21 protein-coding genes are annotated in these 22,937 nt (G+C 69.6%); 7 read left to right on the forward strand and 14 right to left on the reverse strand.

Annotation, left to right across the window (positions count from 1 at the left end; genetic code table 11):
* Nucleotides 1-191: 191 nt before the first annotated feature.
* From AC559T_RS34705 to AC559T_RS34720, 4 genes are all read right to left on the reverse strand, one after another.
* Nucleotides 192-635: a VOC family protein gene (locus AC559T_RS34705; RefSeq protein ID WP_112108720.1), complete on the reverse strand. Its 444-nt coding sequence runs from the start codon at nt 633-635 to the stop codon at nt 192-194.
* 629 nt (nt 636-1,264) lie between these two features.
* Nucleotides 1,265-2,428 (reverse strand): hypothetical protein, encoded by a 1,164-nt coding sequence (locus tag AC559T_RS34710; RefSeq protein ID WP_498871395.1) that lies wholly within the window; start codon nt 2,426-2,428, stop codon nt 1,265-1,267.
* Complete coding sequence (locus AC559T_RS34715; protein ID WP_498871396.1) at nt 2,425-3,045, reverse strand: SigE family RNA polymerase sigma factor; 621 nt, start codon at nt 3,043-3,045, stop codon at nt 2,425-2,427. Before AC559T_RS34715 ends, AC559T_RS34710 begins: the two co-directional genes overlap by 4 nt.
* A 626-nt stretch (nt 3,046-3,671) precedes the next feature.
* On the reverse strand, nt 3,672-4,340 hold the full coding sequence (locus tag AC559T_RS34720) for a TetR/AcrR family transcriptional regulator (RefSeq protein WP_165938537.1): 669 nt from the start codon (nt 4,338-4,340) through the stop codon (nt 3,672-3,674).
* Nucleotides 4,341-4,440: 100 nt separating this feature from the next.
* On the opposite strand from AC559T_RS34720, the gene AC559T_RS34725 reads away from it, so the two are divergent.
* Nucleotides 4,441-5,466 carry a glycoside hydrolase family 113 protein gene (locus AC559T_RS34725; RefSeq protein ID WP_498871397.1) on the forward strand — a complete coding sequence of 342 codons (1,026 nt, stop codon included), beginning with the start codon at nt 4,441-4,443 and terminating at the stop codon, nt 5,464-5,466.
* Nucleotides 5,467-5,520: 54 nt separating this feature from the next.
* On the opposite strand, the gene AC559T_RS34730 is transcribed toward AC559T_RS34725, so the two are convergent.
* The 3 genes from AC559T_RS34730 to AC559T_RS34740 all read right to left on the reverse strand — a co-directional run bounded on the left by AC559T_RS34730 (nt 5,521) and on the right by AC559T_RS34740 (nt 8,529).
* Entirely contained in the window at nt 5,521-6,219 is a 699-nt protein-coding gene (locus AC559T_RS34730) for a hypothetical protein (RefSeq protein ID WP_498871398.1), read from the reverse strand.
* Nucleotides 6,220-6,255: 36 nt separating this feature from the next.
* A complete protein-coding gene (locus tag AC559T_RS34735; RefSeq protein WP_112108694.1) occupies nt 6,256-6,900 on the reverse strand; it encodes a dihydrofolate reductase family protein in 645 nt (214 codons plus the stop codon).
* An 876-nt stretch (nt 6,901-7,776) separates the two neighbouring features.
* Entirely contained in the window at nt 7,777-8,529 is a 753-nt protein-coding gene (locus AC559T_RS34740) for a GlxA family transcriptional regulator (protein ID WP_498871399.1), read from the reverse strand.
* On the opposite strand from AC559T_RS34740, the gene AC559T_RS34745 reads away from it, so the two are divergent.
* Entirely contained in the window at nt 8,474-9,214 is a 741-nt protein-coding gene (locus tag AC559T_RS34745) for a zinc-binding dehydrogenase (protein WP_498871400.1), read from the forward strand. The two genes, AC559T_RS34740 and AC559T_RS34745, sit on opposite strands and share 56 nt — an antisense overlap.
* A 61-nt stretch (nt 9,215-9,275) precedes the next feature.
* Here the strand turns inward: AC559T_RS34745 and AC559T_RS34750 are convergent, their stop codons facing one another.
* Both AC559T_RS34750 and AC559T_RS34755 read right to left on the reverse strand, forming a co-directional pair.
* A complete protein-coding gene (locus AC559T_RS34750; protein ID WP_498871401.1) occupies nt 9,276-10,673 on the reverse strand; it encodes a YhgE/Pip domain-containing protein in 1,398 nt (465 codons plus the stop codon).
* 138 nt (nt 10,674-10,811) lie between these two features.
* The gene (locus tag AC559T_RS34755; protein ID WP_112108697.1) at nt 10,812-11,510 is read right to left on the reverse strand and encodes an alpha/beta fold hydrolase; all 699 of its coding nucleotides are present in this window, start codon (nt 11,508-11,510) and stop codon (nt 10,812-10,814) included.
* A 773-nt stretch (nt 11,511-12,283) separates the two neighbouring features.
* Between AC559T_RS34755 and AC559T_RS34760 the strand changes: the two genes are divergently transcribed.
* Nucleotides 12,284-12,907: a hypothetical protein gene (locus AC559T_RS34760; RefSeq protein WP_498871402.1), complete on the forward strand. Its 624-nt coding sequence runs from the start codon at nt 12,284-12,286 to the stop codon at nt 12,905-12,907.
* A 185-nt stretch (nt 12,908-13,092) separates the two neighbouring features.
* On the opposite strand, the gene AC559T_RS34765 is transcribed toward AC559T_RS34760, so the two are convergent.
* The 3 genes from AC559T_RS34765 to AC559T_RS34775 all read right to left on the reverse strand — a co-directional run bounded on the left by AC559T_RS34765 (nt 13,093) and on the right by AC559T_RS34775 (nt 15,651).
* Entirely contained in the window at nt 13,093-13,293 is a 201-nt protein-coding gene (locus tag AC559T_RS34765) for a hypothetical protein (protein WP_498871403.1), read from the reverse strand.
* 241 nt (nt 13,294-13,534) lie between these two features.
* The gene (locus AC559T_RS34770; protein WP_368954947.1) at nt 13,535-15,313 is read right to left on the reverse strand and encodes a SulP family inorganic anion transporter; all 1,779 of its coding nucleotides are present in this window, start codon (nt 15,311-15,313) and stop codon (nt 13,535-13,537) included.
* A complete protein-coding gene (locus AC559T_RS34775) occupies nt 15,310-15,651 on the reverse strand; it encodes an ArsR/SmtB family transcription factor (protein WP_498871409.1) in 342 nt (113 codons plus the stop codon). The genes AC559T_RS34770 and AC559T_RS34775 overlap by 4 nt, the downstream gene beginning before the upstream one ends.
* 395 nt (nt 15,652-16,046) lie before the next feature.
* Here AC559T_RS34775 and AC559T_RS34780 point away from each other — a divergent pair, with 395 nt between their 5' ends.
* The 3 genes from AC559T_RS34780 to AC559T_RS34790 all read left to right on the forward strand — a co-directional run bounded on the left by AC559T_RS34780 (nt 16,047) and on the right by AC559T_RS34790 (nt 19,779).
* Nucleotides 16,047-17,228: an endonuclease/exonuclease/phosphatase family protein gene (locus tag AC559T_RS34780; RefSeq protein ID WP_498871404.1), complete on the forward strand. Its 1,182-nt coding sequence runs from the start codon at nt 16,047-16,049 to the stop codon at nt 17,226-17,228.
* A gap of 371 nt (nt 17,229-17,599) precedes the next feature.
* Entirely contained in the window at nt 17,600-18,808 is a 1,209-nt protein-coding gene (locus AC559T_RS34785) for an aminotransferase-like domain-containing protein (RefSeq protein ID WP_071062346.1), read from the forward strand.
* Between the two features lie 11 nt (nt 18,809-18,819).
* Nucleotides 18,820-19,779: a D-alanine--D-alanine ligase family protein gene (locus AC559T_RS34790; RefSeq protein ID WP_498871405.1), complete on the forward strand. Its 960-nt coding sequence runs from the start codon at nt 18,820-18,822 to the stop codon at nt 19,777-19,779.
* Nucleotides 19,780-19,863: 84 nt separating this feature from the next.
* Here AC559T_RS34790 and AC559T_RS34795 read toward each other — a convergent pair whose 3' ends face one another.
* Nucleotides 19,864-20,319, reverse strand: a complete 456-nt coding sequence (locus tag AC559T_RS34795) for a TspO/MBR family protein (RefSeq protein ID WP_498871406.1) — start codon at nt 20,317-20,319, stop codon at nt 19,864-19,866.
* A gap of 791 nt (nt 20,320-21,110) precedes the next feature.
* Nucleotides 21,111-21,251 (reverse strand): hypothetical protein, encoded by a 141-nt coding sequence (locus AC559T_RS34800; protein WP_498871407.1) that lies wholly within the window; start codon nt 21,249-21,251, stop codon nt 21,111-21,113.
* A gap of 424 nt (nt 21,252-21,675) precedes the next feature.
* Between AC559T_RS34800 and AC559T_RS34805 the strand changes: the two genes are divergently transcribed.
* The gene (locus tag AC559T_RS34805) at nt 21,676-22,884 is read left to right on the forward strand and encodes an ABC transporter substrate-binding protein (protein ID WP_498871408.1); all 1,209 of its coding nucleotides are present in this window, start codon (nt 21,676-21,678) and stop codon (nt 22,882-22,884) included.
* The last annotated feature ends 53 nt before the right edge of the window (nt 22,885-22,937 follow it).

The following is a 22,937-nucleotide window of genomic DNA, read 5'->3' on the forward strand; positions in this document are numbered from 1 at the left end:
TGGGGAAGCTGGCGGACGGTGACGGGTGAGTGTAGGGATCGGATCTACCTGGCCACTCCGAGCTGGCGAATCGCGGTTGTTGGCCAGCGTCAGAACGCTGGATGTGGCCGAGGTTGGCCAGCGTCGTTCAGGACCTGCTGCCGCGCCGCTTCGGGAGAGGGGCGCGGCAGCAGGCCTGCGCCGGTGTCAGGTCAAGCCGGGGCGTCGGCGTCCTGCATCGAGGGCGCGAACTCCTCGGGGCCGTTCTGCGCCGCCGCCGGATCCATCCACATGACCTGCCAGCCGTGGCCGTCGAGGTCGAAGAAGCTGCGTGAGCACATGAAGCCATAGTCCTCCAGGCCATCCGCCTCGACGCCGCCCGCGGCCAGCGCGGCCTCAGCGACCGCGTCGACCTCCTCGCGGGACGACACGCTGAAGCAGTAGAGCGCCAGCGTGTGCGTGGCGGGATCGGCCATCGGCAGCTTCGCGAACTCCGCGAACTTCTTGTGGCTGAGCAGCATGACGCTGGCCTGTTCGCCGACCAGCATGCAGGCGGCGGTCTCGTCGGTGAAGTTCGGGTTGAAGCTGAACCCGAGCTTCGCGAAGAACGCCTTGCTGCGCTGGAGGTCCGCTACGGGGATGTTCACGAACAGCATGCGGCCGGGGTGCGCGGGAGTGGTCACGGCGGGTCTCCAGGTCGGTAGTGGGACGGGTACGTCCTGGTAGACCGGGCGGGCCGGCGGAACTCATCGGTAGAGCCCGGAGCGTCCGCGCGCCAGACCACCGGGCGGCCTCACCATCTCCGTCGCGCCCATGCACGAGACGTCAGGCGAGCCATCACCGGCTCGCCTGGCTGTTGCGCTCTGCGCGGATCTGCCGCCGGCAGACCGCCAAAGCCCGCCTGATACGAGCCACGCCACCCGAGGACTGGCCAACCATCGCGGCCATTGACCATCTACTGGCCAACCATCACAGCGAGTGGCCATCCGTCCCCGATCCCTACAGTGAGGCGGTGTCGGGGCCGCCGGTTCGCTGGTGCTTGCCGCAAGCGGCACAGGTGCTTGCGTAAGCACCCCTGTAAAGCGGGCAAAACCATCTCTGAGCTGCTGGTCTGCGTGTAAGCGCCTTGGTCGCCGGATCGGCGAAAACCGGCGAGAACCGACCTTACGGACGCGGCCGGAGCCGACCGGCTCGGTTGATCTAGAGGCGGCTCTCCTCCTGAGCCTCCCCGTGGGGCGGAAGTCGGGGACACCGGTCTCGACGTCGGCCCGCCCTGTCCGCCCAGTCAGAGGGGCTGAGAGCCGCGGAAAGTCAGCTTCGACGGGATCGGCCAACCGGACTCGTCAACCGGACCGACACACGAGATCCTTACCTTTCCGACGTCGGTCTTGACGATCCCGTCGCGGCCAGGCGCCACGCCGGGGATAGCTAGACCGCTGTAGGTGGCCACCGCGTCGGCCGGTACGCCCGCGGGAGAGTTCGGCGCCTGGACGGCCGCGTCGATGCACTCCTGGCTCATTTCGATGAACCGCTGGCTGGTTGGGTACCCGGACCCATAGTTCGGGATCTTCCAGGCGTCCAGGCGGTCGAGGAGTTTTCCCGCGCCGTCGAAGGCGTAGAACGCGAGGGGCTGGTCTATTGCTGGGAAGTTGGTGCCTTCGACCTTGAACCGGGCGAGGAAGCCACCGTCATCGAGGATCGGGACGACGATACTCTCTCCGGTCGGGAACACGGCCAGCACCATTGCCACGTCCGGCGAGACCCGCCCAGCACCGAACCGGGCGTACAGCCAACCTGAGCCCTGGTAGTTGAACGACTTCAGCGGACCGTTGGGCGGGAGCAGATACTCGTTATAGTAGGGTGCTCCATTTCCTTCCGAGCCTTCGACGCGGTCGACGGCGGGACCGCCGTCCTTGCCGGTGGGGATATCACAGTAGGCCATTTCGGTCTCGGACACGATTATCGCGGCGTAGCCCTGTTTGTCATGGATCGCGCCGAGGACCCGGCCGGTATCACCTGGTATGTTCACGCTCTGAGCACAGGTGCGGATCAGCGTCGCCTTCTCACTCTCGGTCAGCGGCACGGCGCGGGGAGTGTCCACCAGACGGATCTTGATCGGCGGCTGTCCGGCCGCTCCGGGCACCTCAGGGGGCACCGGCGGTTGCGCCGGCCTCGACGTCGGCGTCGAGGCCGATGTTGGTGTCGCCCCGGCGGGTCCCGCGGCGATCGCGTGGTCAGGCTGGCCCGTGCGCGTTACCGCGAGCAGGCTCAGGGGGATCGCGACGCCGACGAGGACGACGGCGAGCGCGGTGGCGAGCCGGCCTCGGGTGCGGCGGCGGCGGGCGCCGGCGCGGATGGTGCTGGGAAAGGTCGGGCCGAAGGCCGGCGTGGGCTCGTCGTGAGCGAGGGCGCGCAGCTGGGTCCGCAGGTGTGCGTCGTCGAGGGTCATAGCCGGTCTCCCTCGGGCTTGGTGGTAGCCAGCCGCGGTGCGCGCTGGCGGTGGTCGCGGTCCGTCAGGATGTCGGGTCCCGCGGCGACGGCCGGTGCGCTGATCGCGCGGAGGTGTTCGCTGGCGCGCAGCCGGGCCAGGCCGCGGGAGGCGTGGGAGCGCACCGAGCCGATGGAGCAGCCGAGGGCCGCGGCTACGTCGCCCTCGGGCAGGTCCTCGACATAGCGGAGGACGACGACGGCACGCTGGCGGGGTGACAGGAGGCGCAGTGCCCGGATGAGGCTCTCGCGTTGGGTGATCCGGTCGGCGAGGTCGACGCCCACCGCGGCGACGTCGTGTGACCAGGGCCCGTGGTCGTGCAACGGGACCTCGACGACCCGGGCGCGCAGCCGCCGCCACCGGCTCGTCGCACCGTTGACGATGACCCGTCGGAGATAGGCCTCGTGCCGCCCTTCGTCGATCTTGTCCCAGCGCAGGTAGGCCCGTTCGAACCCGCCCTGGACGAGGTCCTCCGCCGCGGCCCGGTCGCCGCCGGTCAGCAGGATCGCGCTCGAGAGCAGCCGGTTGGCCACTCTGGCCACGAATTCCTCGAAGACCCGTTCGTCATCCGCGTCCACTCCTCGCCTCCTCGCGATGTCACCGCTGCTGATGTGACGCGCGCGGGCCGGCCAGCTATGAGGCTGGATGGGGTTCTGTCCGGCGGCCGAGGACCGCGGCGGCCCTGTCGGCCGGGCCCGCCCCGGGGCGTAGGCGGTGGAGTCCACTCCACATCGCGCGGTGGATGTCACGGGGGGATCGCGTGATGATGAGTGCGTCACGCCGGTGAGCTATCTGTCGGGGGCGGGTTGAGGCGGTCCTGTGGGGCGGCTGGTCCGATCCTGAGCGATCCGTGCCGGCCTCCACGGTGGTTCGAGGGTTACCACCCTGCACGTACTAACTTTTGGCCCGTCGTTCGACGGTGACCTGAGAGACCCTGCGGAAACGACTACGCGTCGGCGCTGCCACCGCCCGCCGACTGGTCGCACAGCTGCGCAGTGATGTCCATGTCGCGCTCGACGGCCAGGGCGAGTCGGCGACGTAGAACTCGATAACACCACGCCCTTCTGTGCCGGTCGGGGAGGCGTGCCCGCGGGCTTCCCCGTCATCCGGCCGGATGACGGGACGTCAGGGCTCGTGACTCGGGATTGTGCGAAGACCTCGCTATGGTCCTCGGATGCCGTTCGGAACCGGGCGGTGAGGCTGGTCACGGGTGTGGGTGTGCCTGGCCGTTGTCGGCGGTCTGTGGGCGTCTCTCGGCTGCCTCGAACGCGGGCCCGAGTGGCGCGAGCGCTGCTCGTAGCAGTTCAGGCAGCGAGCCGGACAGTAGGACGAGTCCCCCAGCTGCGGGGGAGGTCGCGGTGGTCAGCCAGCGTGTGAGCGCGATTCGCACTGCGGTGGCGACGCTCGCTGCGAGTACGTGGGCGGTGAGCTGGTCGCTGTCGCCCAGGCGCTCGGCGATCACGGCGGTGAGGGGCTGCTCGATCTCGTTGACGGTGCCGAGGAAGGCATCGCGAAGCGTGGGGCGAGTCGTGATGAGCAGTAGTGCGCTGGGATCGTGGCTGCCCGGGTCGGTGTACTGCGCCACGATCGCCTCGATGATGGCGGTGGCGAGTGGGGTGCTAGCGGCCTGGGCAGCCACTGCCGCCGCGACCCGTGCTTCCCGTTCCGCGGTGACGGCGGCGACGATCGCCTGTTCGCGGCTGGAGAAGTAGTTGTTGTAGGTCCGTGGCGAGACCCCGGCGGCCTCGGCAATGTCGTCGACCCGCACGCCGTCGGGCCCACGCTCCAGGGCCAGCCGCAGGGCGGCCTCCCGTAGAGCCTTCCGGGTGGCTTCCTTCTTCCTCTCCCGTAGGCCAGGCGGTGGCGTCGTCACCAGGCCAGCATCCCACGGCCACATGCGTACGCGCAAATTTGCGTGCGCGCATCTTTCTGCTAGCGTCGGATCGTCTCCCTCGCCAGGAAGAACCAGACGCATGCGCGCCAAGGGCATCACGTACGACACCGGCTTCGTCCACAAGGGCGAGATCTCCCGCCAGCGCTTCCACTCCGACGTGGTCAGGCGGGAGCTGGCCATCATCCGAGACGACCTGCACTGCAATGCTGTCCAGATCACCGGCGGTGACCCGGAGCGGCTGGAACTGGCCGCGAGCCACGCCGCGGAACTCGGGCTGGAGGTCTGGTTCTCGCCCTACCCGCTGGAGCTGACGAGCGACGAGATCCTGACGCTGTTCGCCGACTGCGCCCACCGCGCGGAACGCCTCCGGCAGCAAGGAGCCGCGGTCGTGTTCGTCACCGGCGTGGAGTTGACCCTCATGAACCGGGGATTCACACCCGGCGACACCCTCGCGGAGCGACTCGACCTGCTGCTGGGCGAGCCCAACGGCCGACTCGAACGGCTCGCCGAGATAAGTGCCCGTCTCAACGACTTCCTCAACGACGCAGTCGCCGTGGTCCACCAGCACTTCAACGGGAAGGTCACCTACGCTGCCATACCGTTCGAGCGGGTCGGCTGGACGCCCTTCGACATCATGTCGCTCGAACTCATCCGATCCGCCGAGGTCGCCGACCGGTACCGGGAAGGCGTACGCACCCTCGTCGCGCAGGGAAAGCCAGTCGCGATCACCGGATTCGGCACGGCCACCTGGCGCGGCGCCGGCGACAGAGCGCCCCGCAGCATGGAGATCGTCGAGTCCGACCCGGAAACCGGCGCCCCCCTCCGGCTGAACGGGACCTACGTCCGCGACGAGGCCGGCCAGGCCACCTATCTGGCCGAACTACTAGAGATCTTCGACACCGAGGGGGTCGACAGCGCCTTCGTCTTCCTCTTCGCGCTCGAGAGCCATCCGCACCGTCCCGATGGTGATCCCCGCGACGACCTCGACCTGGCCAGCCCTGGCATAGTCAAGATCCTCGAGGACCGCCACGGAGACACCTATCCCGACATGGCCTGGGAACCCAAGGCCGCCTTCGCGACCATCGCCGAGCGCTACGCCACCTGAGCACCCCGCCACAGCGTCCTCTCAGGTCCAGTTTCCGCATAGCGCTCGATGTCCTCACAGGACAAGAACACGGCGATGCAATCGATTGCCGGCAGGGTACTGGCCGGGTGACGCCGGCGCCTCAGATCGATCGAGCCCGAGTTTCGCGAGCCGGGATTCGATCGCGCCCCGGCCACGCTGAGGAGCGTCGATCATTTCCTGCACCGTCCAGTGCGCCTCGTGTTCCTGCCGGAGTTGGTCATCCTCGCTGGGTGACCATGGCTCCCCGTGGCGGGAGTGGTCTCGCCGTTTCCGTTCCAGCACCCGTGCGTACGACGGCGTGGGAGACCAGTCGACCGCGACGAGGTCATCGACCGCGTAGGTGGCCAGGACCTCGTCGCCGCAGCGCAGATAGACGACACCGTCCATCACCGACAGCCCATCCGCATCGGCGACCTTCTCGACTGTTTCGCCGCCGATACGGACCTCGACCCGTGCCCGCGGCGGCGCCGTGCGCTGCCGAGGACTGTCGAGCCGCTGCTCCAGCAGGGCCGGCCAGACGTCCCCCGCCGGTGTGGCGGTCACCAGTCGCCAGCCAGCCTCGCCCAGCGAGTTCAGCCTCTCCACGAGGCGATCAACGCCCACGGTCACCATTCGGTAGCGAAACTGGCTCATTGGACAATCGTCGTACATCGGCGCGTACAGGTCTTCAAGATAGGGATCACAGTCCGAAGAACGGGACCCACCTCGCGGCATCACGACGTACCAGATCATTGCCGACGACACGGACCCGTCTGGCACGGGGCGGCTTCAGTCGTCGCGCCCGGCACCGCGATCGGGTGCGCTCATGTCCCCCGTCCCGGGCGTGCCCTCGGCGAGCCCGTAGCGCAGGTACACGGTGCCCTTCGGACCGGCTACCGGCGGTTCGAGGAGTGTGACGTTCGTGGGCACCGCGCCCCCGTCGAACACCTTCTTCCCGACGCCGAGCACGATCGGGTGCACCCAGAGGTCGAGACGGTCGAAGAGCTTCTCGCGCAGGAGGGTCTGCACCAGGTTCAGGCTCCCGACGACCTTCACGTGCTCGTGCCGGTCACGGATCTCGCGCACCGCGCCGGCCAGATCCGGGCCGAGCTGCGTGGACCCGGCCCACGAGAGGTCGGGCCTGCCGCGGGAGGCCACGTACTTCGGGACGCTGTTGAAGAGCGTGGCGATCTCGTTGTCCTCGCCGCCCTCCTGGTACGGCCAGTAGGCGGCGAAGATGTCATACGTCCGCCGGCCGAGCAGGAGGGCGTCCGTGCCCTCGTACGCGGCACCGACCTGCGCCCCGGCGACCTCGTCCAGCAGGGGCGCCTGCCAGCCGCCGAACGGGAACCCCACCGGGTCCTCCTCGGGGCCGCCGGGCGACTGCCCGACGAGGTCGAGGGTCGCGAACAGCTCGATGTGAATGAGGCCCATGCCTTACTCCCGATGAGTTGGTTGTCTCCGTCGGAAGGTAGACCTGTGGGCACCGGCAGACTCATCGCTGCGACGGCACCCAGCTTCGTACTCGTCGACCGCCTCGCCCGGCGCATCGGTCACCACCGGCGTCCTGCGGTCAGCGTCCTTGCGACGCCCGGCAGGTATGCCGTGCGCCCTGATCCAGGCCCGCGCGTCCGATTCCTCGAACAGCACATGCCGACCGATCTTGAAGCACGCGGCCCGGTGCCCTGCTTACGCCACCAGGCCGGGACGCCGCACCGGCACTCCCGCAGGCCCTGATCCGAATGTGGCCCATCCGGGGTTTCAGGGGCCGCCGGACAAGGCGTAGGAGACGAGGTGGGTGTCGTCCGGGTCAGCCACCCAGATGACGGTCGAGCACAGTGTCTCGCCAGCGACCACGGCCAAGTGCTCGGGACGGAACACGGTTGCGCCCCCGGTGTGCGGCCTACTGCCACGAGAATTCCGCCCTCCGGGTTGGCCTCCGCCCTCGTCACCGGACCGCTTCGGGTGACAGTGTCACACATTCCCTCCCGCCTGGCGGACAGTGACGGGTGAGGCGGTGTCGGGGCCGGTCTGCCGGCGCTTGCCGCAAGCGGCATGGGTACTTGCGTAAGCGCCCATGTAAAACGGGCAATACCGGCCTTGCAGCCCCCTGTGCCGAGCGGCTGGCCGAGCCAGGGGATCAGATGGTTTCCGCGTGAGCGACCACCGAAGGTAGCAGGCGAAGTCATCACGTGATGAATGCCCACCGCGCCGGCCAAGGGGCCGATGTCCCGAGACACGCTATTCGCATGTCCTGAGCCAGGGCACTACCGGGGGCACCACACCCATGCTGACCTGCGACAGACCCGACTACCAACGATCCAGTGGATTGAGTACAGCACTGCTGGACCCCGAACGAGGTGTGAGGGTCGCACCGCCGCGATCACGGAAGGTCTGCCGGTAGGCAGTTGGTGAGACACCCGTCGCGGCTCGGAAGTGCTGGCGCAGCGAGATCCCGGTCGCGAAGCCCGTGTGCCGGGCGACCTGGTCGATCGGCAGGTCGCTGCTCTCGAGCAGATACCTGGCCCGCTCGACCCGTTGCCCGGTCAGCCACTGCCCGGGTGGGAGGCCCACCTCGTCCCGGAACCTGCGGCTGAATGTCCGCACACTCATGCGCGCGTGTGCAGCGAGCTCGGAGAGGCTGGTCGGCTCGCCCAGGCGACGAAGCATCCACTCCCGGGTGCTGGCCGTGCTCGTCCCGGAGGGCGGCGGTACCGGGCGCTCGATGTACTGCGCCTGGCCGCCGTCGCGCCAGGGCGGCACGACACAGCGGCGGGCCGCGCGGTTCGCGACCTCGCTGCCATGATCGCGGCGGACGAGGTGCAGGCACAGATCAATGCCGGACGCGGCGCCCGCCGAGGTCAGCACGTCCCCGTCATCGACGAACAGGACGTCGGGGTCGACCGTCACCCGGGGGAACATCCGGGCCAGGCGCTCGGCCTCGAACCAGTGGGTGGTGGCCCGGCGTCCGTCAAGCAGCCCGGTGGCTGCGAGCAGGAACGACGCCGTGCAGATCGAGACGACCCGGGTGCCCGCCGCGACCCTGGCGAGGGCCGAGGCCACCAGGGCGACTGACCGGGGGTCGACCAACCTGCTCCGTTCGTCCGGCTCGTCCGATCCGGGCCAGCGGGACGGGCCGGACGGGCCGGACGGGCCGGACGAGCCGGACGCGGGCGCGGTCGGACACGCGGCGATCGAGCTTGCGCGCTGGTCCGGCGCGAACGTCGTGACCACCGTCAGCTCACCCGGGAAAGCGGCGCTGGCCGCCGCCGCAGGTGCCCACCATGTGGTCAACTACCGCGAACCCGACGCCGCGGAGGCGATCGGCAAGGCTGCGCCGGACGGCGTCCACATCGTCGTCGAGGTGAACCCAGGCGCGAACGCCGAGCTCAACCAGCAGGTCCTGGCCACCAACGGAGTAGTGGTGATCTACGCCGACGGCGGCAGGACGCATCTGCCCATCCCGATTTTGCCGTCCATGATGTCGAACACCCGGCTGCAGTTCATCCTCGTCTACACCATTCCGGACACGGCCAAACTCCAAGCTGTCAAGGACATAACAGCGGCGGCAGCAGTCGGCACGCTGCGCGTCGGCACGGACGCCGGTCTCCCGCTGCACCGGTTCCGGCTGGAACAGACCGCCGCAGCGCATGACGCAGTCGAGGCAGGCACCGTCGGAAAGGTCCTCGTCGACGTCACCCATGCCCAGGAAGATCCCGAACAAGTTCACCTTCCGGACGAGGAGTAGTTTCTTCTTTTCCGACCGGTTATTCGAGATCAAAAGAGGACGACCACGACGGTCCGTGCTCTCATTCGGCCCGTTCCTGGGCCCGGTAGTCCTGGACGGAACGATCGACGTACGCCAGCAGCTCCGGAGTCAGCCGGTGCAGCGCCCGTCGGTCGTACCAGCGGACGATAAGGGTGCCCACGGCGAGCCAGCAGAGCAGGCCGATCGCGGCCGCCACGACGCCACGGGTCAGGCCCGCGTCAGCCTGGGCGCCGAAGTACAGGATCGCCCGGTCGCCGGCGAGGATCTGCCGCAGCGGCTCAGCCTCGCTGAGCAGCCGGAAGAAGCCGGGTAGTGCCTCCACGGGGACGGTCCCGCCGGCCGAGGCCAGGCCGGCGTAGACGAACAGCAGGATGGCGACCAGCTGCCCGGGGGTGCCGAGCACCGCGAAGAGCACAATCGTCCCGGCGGCGACGCTCGCCGCGCACAGCCACGCGTACAGCCACAGCAGCAGCGGATGCGGCGCGTCCATGCCCACCACGCCGGCCGCGACCGCGAGCATCAGGCCGGTCACCACCGCGGTCAGCACCGCCGCCATCGCCCATTTGATCAGCAGGGTCCGCCACCGGCTGATCGCCTTGGGCTGGAGCTGGGTCCATCGGGGGCCGACCTCGGAGGTCCCGTAGCCGAGTGCCGCGTCCACCGTGGAATGCAGGATGGTCCCGGCCAGGAACCCGCACATGAGGGTCAGCAGGGCCAGGTAGAAGGCGCTGAGGCCGAGCGCGCTGCTCGCGGGCGGGGGATGGAACTGGCTGGTCGTGACTGTCACCGGGTTCGCCAGGAACGCCTTCGTCGCGGCGTCGTGGGGCCCCGCGCCGGCCACCGCCGTGAGCTGGCCGCTGACCGTCCGCGAGGCGGCGGCGACAGCGGGCTGCAGGATGCCGGTGGCCAGGCTCACCCCCAGCGTGCCGGCCCGCGGGTTGGTCAGCAGCTGGATCGCCCCGGCACCCGCTGTCCCGGCCGACGACGGACCGGCTGCCGACGAGCCGGCTGGCGGCAGACCGGCCTGTGCCAGGAGCGAGGCGGTGAAGTCGGGCGGGATCACGACGGTCGCGTACGCGCGCCCGCGGTTCATGGCTCGTTCGGCCTCGGACCGGGTCACCGGCTCCAGCCGCAGCCGGCGGGACACCGCGGGGCTCGCCCGCAGGCCGGTCTCGATCCGCCTGCCGATGTCGAGGTGTTCTGTTCCCAGCGTGGCCCCTCGGTCGCTGTTCACCACCTCGACCGGCAGGTCGCGCACATGAGCCAGCGGGTTCACCGCCGACGCGAGGTACAGCGCGGTCATCGACGCGACGACGACCGAGGCCAGGACCAGCGGCAGCACCCACACCGCGCGTTGGCGCAGCAGGTCGCGCACGCGAACCGGAAAGTCGTCCCGCGGTGTCCCGTTCTCCGGACCCAACAGACTGTCTCGTCTCACTCAGGCCCCGTGGGCACACGGTTCACGGGCCGGCCAGAAGGCCGCCGGCCCGCCACGGGACACGCGGACATCGCGTCAAGCGCTCTCGGGGAGGATCGGGCCCGGAGGGAGGCTTCCGGGGCGTGACTCGTCGTCAGGTCAGGCGGTCACCGACTTGACGGCCGTCCTGATCAGGTCCGCCACCACGGTCGGCTGGGAGAACATCACCAGGTGCGACGAGTCCACCTCGACCGTGTCGACGCCCGCGCGCTGGTAGCCGAAGCGCTCGACCTCAGGATTGATGGCGTGATCCGACGTGGCGACGATGCCCCAGGCCGGCCTGGTCCGCCACGCCGCGGCGGGTGCCTTCTCACCGAACGCCGCCGCGGACAACGGCCGCTGCGACACGGCGAGCACCGCGGTGACGGCCGGGTCGACGTCGTGGGCGAAGACCGCCCGAAACTTCTGGACGTCGACCGAGAGATCGACACCGCCCGGGAACGGTGTGGCGACCAGCGCCGCGCCCAGGTCGGAGTCGGGGAACCGCCCCTGGAGCTCGCCCAGGGCCTCGCCCTCCTCGAGGACGAAGCCGGCGAGGTAGACCAGGGCCTTCACGTTCTCGGCGACACCGGCCACGGTGGCCACCGCGCAGCCGTACGAGTGGCCGACGAGGACGACGGGACCGTCGATCGCCGCGAGGACCGACCCGAGGTACTCGGCGTCGCCGACGAGCGAGCGGTTCGGGATCGCCGGTGCCACCACCGCGAGGCCGTCGGCGAGCAGCTCGGGAACCACCCTGGCGAAGCTGGACGCGTCGGCGAAGGCGCCGTGGACGAGGACGACAGTGGGCTGCGACATGCTTTTCCATCTCCCCTGGTCGAAGTTGCGCGGCCCGAGTACACCAGGGTGTACTTGACGATTTGTGTAGCGTCTCCGTACCGGGCGACCGTGCCCGTCGACCCCACGCCACGCGCCTTGCCTCCGCCGTTCTCCTGGCCGTGGTCGTGTTTCCTCTCCCCGGCTTCGCCCCGTCGGCGAAGGACTCCCGACGGCCGTGGCGCGTCGGCCGGTCCGGAGTCCTGGGGGCCGGCCGCGAGTGGCACGGACAGTGACGGGAAAAGGCGGTGTCAGGTCGCTGTTGTGCGTCCAGTAGATGGCGTACCTGTCCTGTTCGTGGACGCAGATGAGGTCACCCTGGATGACATTGTTGAACACCCAGGTGGACGCCACGTCGTCCCCGTTGGCGCACCTGCCGGCGCGGGAGAGCCCCGCTCCGCGCGCTTGGGCGTCGCGCGACCTCGCGGCCTGGTCCGGGAAGGCGAACGCCTGGACCGAATGCTCGTTGCCGGCGCTGCATACCACCGCAGCCGTCACGTCGTCGCCCTCGCCGTCCGGGTATCCCGCGCAGTCCGAGAGCGCGTTGGGGCGGAGCTTGTCGACGGGCGCCTGCTGCACCGCGGTGAGGCCACCCACCTGGGTGGGCTCCGCCGCGCTCGCGGTCGGCTCAGGGGTCGGCTCCGGCGTAGCGGAGGCCGATGCGCAAATCGCTGGATGATCGCGATGGTGGAGCCTCCGGTCGCGGCCGACGGAAATCGTTGGCCGCCTGCGATCAGACCGGGCAGTCTGTGCTCGTGGTCGTCCTCCCGTTCCCCGAGAACCGCACTGTGGGCACGATCGACTGGATTGGCTCCTCCTACGACCACCTGGGGCCGCTGCCGGCACGCGGTGACGTGGAAGTACCGGACGGCGGGGAGGTGACCCTGGAGATCCACCCCGCCGCGGAGCTGGATGGCCACGGCGGCAGAACCGTCGAATCGGCCTCGGTCAGCTGGTCTCCGGTCGACGTGCGCTTTCTCGATCAGCTGCCCTCCGACAGCATCACCGGGCTGTCGATCACGTACGCGGTTCAGCCCGGGTCGCTGGCCGCGCTCGCTCACCTGGCCCCGGGCCTGCGCAGGCTGACGCTGGCCTGGACCGATCTGACCGACGAGGCGCTGCCGCACCTGGCCGTGTTGCGGCACCTGGCCTGGTGGCAGAGTTTCGGCAACCATTTCAGCGACGCCGGGGTGCAGCAACTCGTCGCGCTGGAGGAGCTCGACCACCTCTACCTCGAAGAAGCAACCCTCACCCTGGCTGGTTTCGCCTTCGCCCGGCGTCTTGAACGGCTGTGCCGCCTGGGCGTCCAGGACGCGATGCTGTCGAAACGGGACCTGAAGACCCTTCGCCGCCAACTCCCGGGCGTGGACGTCGGGTGACGAGGATCCGTAGCGGCATCACGGCGCGGGCCGTCGAACTCGAACGGCTACACGCCGACGTACACCGACTATGGGCGCGCCGGAGCCTGAGCGCGGACCAGTGGGATGCCTGGGCTCGGGAGGCGGACCGCTTCGACCTGGCGGTCCGAGGCTTCTACAGCCGGTTCGACCGCGCCGCCAAAGCGCTACGGAGCGGGGAACCTGAGGAGGTCGAGACCGCCGTCCAGTTCCTCGAAGCCGATCCGTGGTGCTTTCGATCCGGCTACATGAAGGCCGAGTTGATGCACCGCCTCGCCAACGGTCCCGATCTGGACGCCCATCACCATCGGCTCCACGACGTCGTGGGTAGACGGCTGACGGAACCGCAACCCCGTCTCCTGCGCCACACCGCCCACCAGGGCGCATCAGGTTCGATTCTTCCTGCACCTCGTCGAACAGCGGCTGCGGACCGAAGGCAGAACACTCGACGGGTGCCCCGGTCGCGACAGCGGCCACCGACCGCGCTGACCTTGCGGGGTCGGGCAGATCGGCCGCGGTCGCCCCGCACTCGGGGTAGGTCAGTTCCGCCGCCTGGTAGCGAACCAACTCCCGTTCCAACCGCCCGGCGACGACCAGACGCATCCTCGTTCACGAAGGGCCGTGGGGCTGGGCGGGGATGAGTGCTCGGGCGTATGCCAGCGCGGAGGGGGCGTCGGGAAACATCCGTCGCCGGTCACCGGACTCTGCTGTGATGCCATAGGCGCCGAGTGTCTGGTGGTGTTCAGGGCGGACTCCGGACAGCAGGGGCACGACTCCGCGTGCTTCGAGGTCGGTGAGGGCGACGGACAGCGCGGCGGCTCCGGTCGCGTCGACGGCGCTGACCCGTGACATCCGGATGAGGACCACCGAGTCGTCGTGAACGTGTTCCAGCGTGGGCAGCAGACGGTGGGCGGCGGTGAACGACAGCGGCCCGTCGATCCGGAGCACGGTGACCGGAGCGGGGCCGGAGCCGGGTCCGGAGCCGGGTCCGTGGGGACGGCTGTCGTCGTCGAACGGAAGGTGTTCCACCCGCGCGGTGCCGGCGACCTGGCGAAGCGCCAGCGCCCCGGCGAGGGCCAGCCCCACGGCAACGGCCACGACGAGGTCGACCACCAGTGTCACCGCACCCGTCAGTACCATCACGGCCAGTTCACCACGTCCGGCGCGGGCCAGGGCCCGGACGGCGTCGGTCTCCACCATGCGGATCGCGGTCGCCACCAGGACACCGGCGAGTGCGGCCAGGGGGATGTACCTGACCAGTCCCGCCGCCGCGGCCACCACGGCGGCGATCACGACGGCGTGGATGACGGCGGACAGCCGGGAGGCCGCACCCGAACGCACGTTGACCGCCGTCCTGGCGATCGCCGCTGTCGCCGGCATTCCACCGAACAGCGGCACGGCGAGGTTGGCGACGCCCTGGCCGAACAGTTCGCGGTCGGGGTCGTGGCGCCGCCAGCCGCCGGCCCCGTTCGAGCCCCGGCCCGGGTCCGACGATGCGCGCATCTCGTCGGCGACCGTCGCCGACAGTAGCGATTCCAGGCCGGCGAGTGCCGCGATGGCGGCGGCGGCCGGCAGCAACTCCGGGACCATTCCCGGGTCGAGGAATCCCCACGACGGCGCCTGCAGACCCGATGGCAATGCCCCGACCCGGGCGACACCGTCGACGTTGATCAGTTCGACGGCGACCGTGGCGAGGGCAACGGCCGGCAGGGACATCGGCACCGAGGGCCGCAGCCGCGCACCCAGCAGCACCACGACGGCGACCGCGGCGCTTACCGCCACCGACGTCCAGCGCGGTTCGTCAGCGAAGCGGGCAAGGGCGCGGGCGGCCACCGTCACCACCTTCTCACCCTCGGGTGTCGGCACCCCGAGGGCCGCCGGGACCTGCTGCAGGGCGATCACGGCTGCGATTCCGACGGTGAACCCGACGACCACCGGCATCGGCACGAGGCGCGCCAGGCCGCCGACCCGCCCGAGCCCCAACCCGACCAGGATCACCCCTGCCATGAGTCCCGCCATCAGCACGCCGTCAACTCCGCGGGCGTGTACGACCGGTACCAGCACGACGGTCATCGCCCCGGTCGGCCCGGAGACCTGGAAGTCCGAACCACCGAAGACCGCGGCGAGCACGCCGGCGATGATCGCGGTCGCCAGCCCGGCCTCGGTTCCCATTCCCGAGGAGATCCCGAAGCCGAGTGCCAGTGGCAACGCGACGACGGCGACCGTCACCCCGGCCAGCAGGTCCCTGGCGGGAGCCCGGCGGACCGAGCGAACGGTGGCCGAGTCGGGCAGTACCGCCCGGAGCCGTTCCCACAGGGCCGCCGTCGCGTTCCGCGCGAACGGCCGCCGCGACGGCGGGCCCGACGGCGCTTCGCCGGCGGCGTTCACTCGGACCTCGCGTCCGCGTCGCGCAGTTCGGCCAGGAGTTCCTCCTGGCCAAGGAGGAGATCGGTGAGAATGCGCCGCGCGGTACGCATCAGGTCCGCGACGTCGGTTCCGGCAAGGGCGTAGACGACCGTCGTGCTGTCGCGGGTGGCGGTGACGATGCCTGCGCGGCGCAGTACGGCGAGCTGCTGGGACAGGTTCGAGGGCTCGACGTCAATGGCCGCGAGCAGGTCCCGGACGGGCTTGGGCCCGAGCTGGAGGAGCTCCAGTACCCGGATCCGCACCGGGTGGCCGAGCATGCGGAAGAACTCCGCCTTGGCCTGGTAGAGCGGCACCGACATCATCGTTTCCGGGAGATCCTTTTCGGGTTTGGCGTACCTGGGACGGCCGCACGGGTGCGGCGCCCACCTGTCCGCGGAAGCATAACAACTTGAAGAAGTCTTCAATTCATCATCAACCAGCAGTGCGCAGGGTCACACCGGCCTCAGTGCCAGTACGTGGTGGTCGCGGGATGCCGGACCCTCCCACCGGTGACCGTCAGTCCACCGGGATGCGCGTTTCCGCATCCGCTCGTGCGCAGGGAGACGCACCAGCCAGTGACGCCAGACAACCCCGGCCAACAACGATCCAGCAGGGTCATGCACAGCGTTCCCACACGTGCCGCTGTTCGACTGATCCGTGAACCCCGCAAATAAAAGTTCTGGCGTTTTGCCCGGCAGTGTCCGATCAACGGTGGATGCGGTCTGGCCTCGCCGTTCGCCGCGTTAAGCAAGATTCCCGCCCGTCGTGTTCGACGGCGAGTGACCTTGGATGGGTGTCGTTCCGGTCGAGGCGTTGGGTTCGTGCGGGGGCGCGCCACCGGTTCGCAGACGCTGACCGAACTCGGCGGCACGATCAACACCATCAAGCTGACCAGCAGCAACGCGCTCCCCGCGCCGGCCCCGTCAGCTTCGCCGATGCGTTCACCAAGACGGGCAACCTCGAGGCCCAGCCTCTTGAGCCGGGCGCGTACGTACTCGACTGGCTGGAGGTCCACGAGGGCATGCGGGTCACCGTCGCCCAGGACACCCGCCTCATCAGCCCGGTCGACACCGAGTTCGGCGAGCTCTGGGTCACCCTGAAGCCGGCCCAGAACCCGACCCCGCGTGGCGGTTCGGCGTACGTCTCCTACGACGACCCCAACAGCGGCCGTCTGATGCTCCAGGCCCTCAACGGCGCCCCCGGAGGCAACATCCGCCAGGTGTTCCTGTTCAACCCGGCCCGGACGACCTTCGTCGACCGTCCCGGCGGCGACGCCAACACGGCCGTGACCGTGCTCAAGGCGCGCCCGACCAGCAACCAGATCATGCTGTCGGCCTCCCCCGGCCGCATCAACCCGACCAGCTCCGTCTGGAACGCCAGCCGCAAGCCCCTGGTCGGCGAGTTCCTGTACGACGGCAACAAGCAGCTGTTCGTCATCGCCAACCACTTCAACAGCAAGGGCGGTGACTACCCCCTCACCGCCGCGGTGCAGCCGCCGAACCGGACCTCCGAGGTCCAGCGCATCGGCCAGGCGACGGAGGTGCGCGACTTCGTCGCCGACCTGGCTGCCAAGAGCGGCAACACCGCTCGCGTGGTCGTGCTGGGTGACATCAACGACTACCAGTTCAGCCCGACCCTGGCGACGCTGACCGACAACGGTGCACTACTGAAGACGCTGATCAGCGAGCTGCCCGTGAACGAGCGGTACAGCTACGTTTTCGACGGCAACTCGCAGACGCTGGACCACATCCTGATCAGCCCGACCATCAAGGGCTACTCGTACGGTGTGGTGCACATCAACGCCGAGTTCTCCGACCAGGCCAGCGACCACGACCCGCAGATTCTTCGGATTCTGACGGGGTGCGGGTCCGAGCCCCGAGCGCTGCCGCCCTGGTAGCCCCGTGGTGGATGTCAGGTAACACCCTCTCGCGGTAAGAAAGCCCCCGTCCTCTTCCCGGGGGACGAGCGCTTTTTGTTTCACGCGGACTTGCGGCCCACACTCGGGGTAGATCAGCTCCGCCGCTCGCACGGCTCAGAAGTGGGCTCTGAAGTAGGTGGCTTCCGAGCACTTCCGCGCTCGGGCGCTCAGCGAGCTTCCGGTCCGGGGCGGCTGCCGGTCGTGGCGCCGGGCGTCCGGCCCCAGAGCACGCGGGTAGGGTCACTCGTCGACGTCGACAATGGGGTGGACGGGTGGACGAGCAGCAACCGGTAAGCGGCACCGCGCCGACGGATCGCTGGTGGGGGACGTACGCTGCCCGCGCATCGGGGATGCTGGCGTCCGAGGTACGGGCCCTGTTCGCGGTCGCGAGCCGTCCGGAGATCGTGTCTCTGGCCGGGGGGATGCCGGCTGTGGACGCGCTGCCGTTGGAGGCGGTCGCGTCGACCATGTCGGATCTGGTGACGAAGCGCGGCGCGGTGGCGTTGCAGTACGGCTCCGCCCAGGGTGATCCGGGGCTGCGCGCGCGGATCTGCGACGTGATGGCCATGGAGGGCATCACCGACGCCCACCCGGACAGCGTGATCGTGACAGTCGGTTCCCAGCAGGCGCTCGACCTGCTCACCCGGGTGTTCATCGATCCCGGTGACGTCGTCCTCACCGAGGGGCCCACCTACGTCACGGCCATCAACACGTTCGCCGCCTACCAGGCGCGGGTCGTGCACGTGGCGATGGACGGCGACGGCCTCTCCCCCGACGCGCTGCGCGAGACCCTGGGCCGGCTCGCGGCCGAAGGCGCCCGGGTGAAGTTGCTCTACACGGTGCCGACATTCCAGAACCCGGGCGGGATCACCCTGACCCAGCCACGGCGGGCCGAGATCCTGGAGGCGTGCCGGCGGGCGGGGGTGCTCGTGGTGGAGGACAACCCGTACGGGCTGCTGTCGTTCACCGGCGAGCCGGTGCGGGCGATGCGCGCGGACGCCCCCGACGACGTCGTCTACCTGGGATCGTTCTCGAAGACGCTGGCGCCGGGGATGCGGGTCGGGTGGGCGCTGGCGCCGCCGCCGGTGACGGCCCGGCTCGTCCTGGCCGCGGAGTCCGCGATCCTGTCGCATTCCATGCTCACGCAGCTCGCGGTGGAGCGGTATCTGGCGACCCAGCCGTGGCCGGAGCAGCTCAAGGAGTTCCGGGAGATGTACCGGGAACGCCGTGACGTCATGCTCGACACCCTCGCCGAGACGATGCCCCCGGGCACGACCTGGACCCGGCCGGATGGCGGGTTCTTCGTGTGGCTGACCGTCCCGGGCGGGGTCGACACCAAGGCGATGCTGCCCCGGGCGATCGCCGCCCGGGTCGCCTACGTTCCCGGCACCGGCTTCTACGCCGACGGGTCGGGCCGCAACGCCATGCGGCTGTCGTACTGCTACCCGCCGCCGGAGCGCATCCGTGACGGCGTCCAGCGCCTCGCCAAGGTGCTCCGCGCCGAGATCGACCTCCGGCAGACCTTCGTACCCCGCCATGGCAGCACCACGGACGAGTGAAGGACACGACGATGACCGATCTTGGCCATGTGCTCGTCCTCGCCGGTGGCCTGTCACCCGAACGTGAGGTGTCCCTGCGCTCCGGGGGCAGGCTGCGGGACGCGCTGGCCCGGATCGACGTCGACGTCGAGCTGCGGGACGTCGACGCCGGGACTCTTCCCGCGCTCGCCGCCGACCCGCCCGCGGTCGTCTTCCCCGTCCTGCACGGAATCTCGGGTGAGGACGGCACCATCCGCGAAGTCCTGGACCTGTACGGCCTGCCCTACGTCGGCGCCGTGCCCGCGGCATGCCGGGCCGCGTTCGACAAGGCGACGGCGAAGGCCACGGTCGCGGCCGCGGGCGTCGCGACGCCGGAGGCCGTGACGTTGCCCCGCGAGGTGTTCCACGACCTCGGCGCCGCCGCACTCATCGACCGGATCGCGGGCAGGCTGGGCCTGCCCGTGATCGTGAAGCCACGCGCCGGGGGCTCCGCGCTCGGTGTCGGGCGCGTCGACGACGCCGGGCAGCTCGCCGAAGCCCTGATGGCCTGCTTCGGCTACCACGACTGGGCACTGATCGAACGCGCCGTGACCGGGGTCGAGATCGCGGTCGGCGTCATCGACACCGGTCACGGCCCGATCGCCCTGCCCGCCGTCGAGGTCGAGCCGGCAGGCGGGGTGTACGACTACGCCGCCCGGTACACCGCCGGCGCGACCACCTTCCACATACCGGCCCGTCTCGACGGCGCGGTGCTGCGCGCCGCCGCGGAAACCGCGGTCACCGCGCACCGGACGCTGGGCCTACGCGACCTCTCCCGCACAGACATGATCGTGGACACGAACGGCACAGCCCAGTTCCTCGAGGTGAACGTGGCCCCGGGCATGACCGACACCAGCACCTGGCCAATGGCCCTGCACGCCGCCGGCCTCGACTTCGCAGTGGTGGCCCGCGACCTCGCCGCCCAGGCCCGGGACCGCGCGGCCCGCCGCTGACGTCCCGAGTCGGGGACGGCGGTGGACCGACACGTAACCCGGATTTTCACCGACGGGCCCCGGCCCGGGAGAGTGTCCGCTCAGTCAGTGGCCGGGGTTGCGGGCGGCGATCGCGGCGTTCAGCGCGGTGGCGAAGCCGGTCCAGGCGAGGTAGGGCAACAGCGCCGCCCCGGCCAGCCGATCGGCCCGCCAGGCCCTGGCCACGAGGGTCGCGTTGGCCGCGTCCAGCGCGAGGATCTCCGCGAGCGCGAGGCGCGGGCGTCGGGCCTGAAAGAACAGCGGCGTCCAGGCGGCGTTCAGGGCAAGGTTGATCCCGAACGAGCGCCGGAGCCGCTTCCGCTGGTCGTCGTCGGTGCTGCCGTCGAGCGCCCGCGCGCCGGCGAAGGCGATCAACGCGTAGATCGGTGTCCAGACCGCGGGAAACGCCGCCCGGGGCGGCTGCCACCCGGGTTTGTCCAGCGACAGGTACCAGGCCGAGTCGGGCCTGGTTGCGACCGTGCCGACGCCGGCGGCGGCCGCCGTGGCCGCACTCGTCCTCACCAAGGTCGAAGTACTCATCCCAGCCTGGTACCCGCAGGAGCGAGGCCTGTCCCACGGACCTGCGCCACGCTGCCACGATCGAACAGTCGGCGGCCCAACTCGGTCCCGGCCACGTTCAGGCTGGCCCTCGCCGCCGCGCGCGGACCGCGTGACCTCGCTGGTGGAACCGAATGCGGCATCGAGGCCGCCGCCCGACCCACCTGTGCCGCCGATGGCTCGCGCCTGCGTCGCATCAGTGACGACGCTCCCGGCCGAGTAACCGGGGGCGACGTACTCAGCAGTTCCGTCAAAGGGGACGATTCCCTTGACGTGCAGATTGCTCTGCGCTGTTCCGGTACCGACAGTCTGGTTGATCCCAACACCGGAGACCACGTCGTCGGTGTCACCACCGGTCCGGCAGTTCGCGTTGCTCACGCTCTCCGAATTGGCCGAGCCCGACCCAGCCGTGGCACCGGGGCTACGCACCGTGATAGTGGTTGACGCGTATGCGGTTCCTGACGGTGTGACGGCCAGCGCGGCCCCAGGACGAGCGCTGTGAACAAGGGGGGCCGTGGGGATTTTTTCGCCATCGCCTTCTTCCTCGCCGGAGAGATGGAATTTCCTACCAACCGCAACCTGGCGAGAGAGTGAGAGCCGGCCGCCGAATTATTCCGCGCCGAATTTCTTGCACAGCGAAAAGCGCGACCTGGACCTTCTTGGAGCTACATCCAAGCACCGGCCGACTGACCGCTCAGTCGGCTCCCCGTAGCACGAATACGCCCAGCGGCGCCGGAGTCGCACCGCTCGCGCCGTCACGGGCTGGTCGGGTCTGGAACGGAGCTTGCATGCGTGATGTACGGATAGTGATTATCGAACGACTTACCGGAGCGACGGTCCGGGATGAGGAGTGACCACCGCGCGATCAGCGCGAGAGCGGCCAGGTAGTCGAGCACATCCCGTCCCTGTGCGGCCCCTCGGCAGGCTCGCCGTCCCCGACCAGCTCTCGACCGTACGCCGGACATCCTCAGCCGACTGACGCCGAAAGCTGACGCTTCCCTGACAAAGTCTTCCTATGTGACCGAATCACCCAAAGGTTAGCGGTCACTACTGTTGACGAAGTCCGCTGCGGCGAGAGTCCCGCCGACGATTCGGCGCGGAAATCGCGCGGCCGGGCCAATCGCCCTCGCGCCTCCGATCCTACCTCGAAGGCGAGCCCGGCCCGCCCCTCGGAACGCCGAGCGGGGCCGGCCGCTACCATCCTGAGCTGCAACATCGTCTAAATGAGATAGAGAAATAACCTCACCGACGGCAGGAGAGAAGCTGGTGCGCCGCACCGGCGCCCTCCACCGTCCGCGGCTATCCATCGTGGAGGTACGGGTGCACTTAGGTAGAACGACACGGTTACTCGGTGTAGCTGCCGTGGTTCTCGTTGCGGCAGTCACGGGTTGCTCCTCGACACCGGGGGCGGCAAGCGCCGCGGCGTGCGACAGCCCTGGCGTCACCCCCGGCGAGATGAACCTCGGCCTGGTGTTCTCCGATTCGGGCGTGGGCAGCGCCGCGTTCGCCTCGGCCCGAGCCGGCGCGGACGCCCGGTTCGGCCTGGCCAACGAGGAGGGCGGGGTACACGGCCGGAAGATCGTCTACCAGTGGCGTGACGACGCGAACGACCCCTCCCAGAACGCCCGCGTCATCCAGGAGCTCCTCCGCGGCGACAGTGCTTTCGGCCTCGTGACGATCACCACCGCCTTCGGCAGCGCACCGGCCGACCTGGCGAAGCAGAACGTTCCCGTCATCGGGTTCGGTCTGCCGACCTTGGCCGAATACCAGAACATGTTCTCCACCATGTACCAGGCCTCGCCGGTCACGATCGGCCGCTACCTCCGGGACAGCGGCGGCAGCAAGGTCGGCGTCGTGATCACGGGGTCGTCGGCGTCCACTTTGGATGTCATCAAGATGTACAAGAGCGCCTTCGAGTCGGTCGGGCTCACCGTGGCCGACACCATCTCCTATGCGCACAGCGTTGACAGCCCGGCCCGCGTGGTCCAGCAGCTGGCGGCCTCCGGCGTCAACGCGCTGGTTGGCTTCACGACCACCGAGGATCTCGCCGAGATCATGGGCGCCGTACGTACGGCGAACCTGAACCTCGCCACCACCGTCTCGTTCACCGGGTACGACCAGGGCCTGCTGCCCACCCTGGGCCCGGCACTCGCGGGCGTCTCGATCCCCGCGTACTTCCGCCCCTTCGAGGCGGGCGGCGCGGCCATCGACCGGTACCGCGCCGCGATGGTCCGCTACGCGCCGGAAGCCACGCAGCCAGACCAGCAGTTCGCGATGAACGCGTACATCTACGCAGACATGTTCGTGCGCGGACTCGACCTCGCCGGTGACTGCCCCACCCGCGACGGATTCATCAGCGCGCTGCGGTCAGCGTCCGACTACGACGCGGGCGGCCTGATCGAACCCGTCAACCTGGCCACGAATCGTACCGGGGCGCTCAACTGCTACGCCTTCGTCCAGGTCAACCCCACGGGCACCGGGTTCCAGGTCGCCCGCCCACGCCTCTGCGCCGACGGCACGACCGGCTGACGTGGGTGGACGCTCCCGCCGGGGCGCGCGCGAGACGATGGTGACGGTCGCCG

This window comes from Frankia sp. Hr75.2 (assembly GCF_949319125.1).
Classification (GTDB): Bacteria; Actinomycetota; Actinomycetes; order Frankiales; family Frankiaceae; genus Parafrankia; species Parafrankia soli.

Bases quoted from the DNA above. Each gene is read 5' to 3' on its own strand.
- AC559T_RS34790 (WP_498871405.1), top strand. From the start codon at position 18,820: ATGACCGATCTTGGCCATGTGCTCGTCCTCGCCGGTGGCCTGTCACCC.
- AC559T_RS34775 (WP_498871409.1), bottom strand. From the start codon at position 15,651: ATGTCGGTGCCGCTCTACCAGGCCAAGGCGGAGTTCTTCCGCATGCTC.
- AC559T_RS34785 (WP_071062346.1), top strand. From the start codon at position 17,600: ATGCTGGCGTCCGAGGTACGGGCCCTGTTCGCGGTCGCGAGCCGTCCG.
- AC559T_RS34735 (WP_112108694.1), bottom strand. From the start codon at position 6,900: ATGGGCCTCATTCACATCGAGCTGTTCGCGACCCTCGACCTCGTCGGG.
- AC559T_RS34780 (WP_498871404.1), top strand. From the start codon at position 16,047: ATGCGGTCTGGCCTCGCCGTTCGCCGCGTTAAGCAAGATTCCCGCCCG.
- AC559T_RS34730 (WP_498871398.1), bottom strand. From the start codon at position 6,219: ATGATCTGGTACGTCGTGATGCCGCGAGGTGGGTCCCGTTCTTCGGAC.
- AC559T_RS34755 (WP_112108697.1), bottom strand. From the start codon at position 11,510: ATGTCGCAGCCCACTGTCGTCCTCGTCCACGGCGCCTTCGCCGACGCG.
- AC559T_RS34705 (WP_112108720.1), bottom strand. From the start codon at position 635: ATGCTGTTCGTGAACATCCCCGTAGCGGACCTCCAGCGCAGCAAGGCG.
- AC559T_RS34725 (WP_498871397.1), top strand. From the start codon at position 4,441: ATGCGCGCCAAGGGCATCACGTACGACACCGGCTTCGTCCACAAGGGC.
- AC559T_RS34710 (WP_498871395.1), bottom strand. From the start codon at position 2,428: ATGACCCTCGACGACGCACACCTGCGGACCCAGCTGCGCGCCCTCGCT.